Origin of the sequence: Streptomyces sp. LaBMicrA B280, from assembly GCF_049222185.1 — a bacterium.
In the GTDB taxonomy this organism is placed as follows: Bacteria; Actinomycetota; Actinomycetes; order Streptomycetales; family Streptomycetaceae; genus Streptomyces; species Streptomyces murinus.
Genome location: NZ_JBMJCT010000083.1, coordinates 1 through 522 on the forward strand (window position 1 = coordinate 1; position 522 = coordinate 522).

Genomic DNA, 522 nt, shown 5'->3' on the forward strand with positions numbered 1-522 from the left:
ATTCTAAATCTGGCTCATCACATGTCACTTTTCCGCTCCATTATTCTAAAGTCATAAACGATCTGTGTATATACGTTTTTTTTGATTTACATGTATACAAACCCTTATATAAGGCTATTTTTTTGTTATTCAAGTCATAAAAATAAAAAAAATATGTATATACAATAAAAATATTTATTACCAAACTAGAAGTAACTCACAAGCCCTGAAGAAAACCACTAACTATTTTGAAATATGAGAATCAACCAAAACTAATACGCCTTATGCGAAGCTATGAATCCTTATCCTGTAAGGCATTCATAGCTCGCCATTTCATCATTAACACCGCATCTTCCTCCTCAAAACTCGACTCCCCAGACGCAATCCGTTCAATCATCGCATCAACATCCGCTTGACTAGCATTAATCACACGTTGATCAAACTCATGCTCCGCAATCCCTTGCGTTGCCTTAAATGCTGCTCGAATTCGCTCTGCATCTACTGGATTTTTCATGCTTGGCCACACTGCTCTGATTTATAACT

Annotated in this window: 1 protein-coding gene; it reads right to left on the reverse strand. The window is 36.2% G+C overall.

The features are described from left to right. Positions 1-271: 271 nt before the first annotated feature. A complete protein-coding gene (locus ACLF5H_RS37330) occupies positions 272-493 on the reverse strand; it encodes a hypothetical protein (protein ID WP_129264378.1) in 222 nt (73 codons plus the stop codon). Positions 494-522 lie beyond the last annotated feature (29 nt).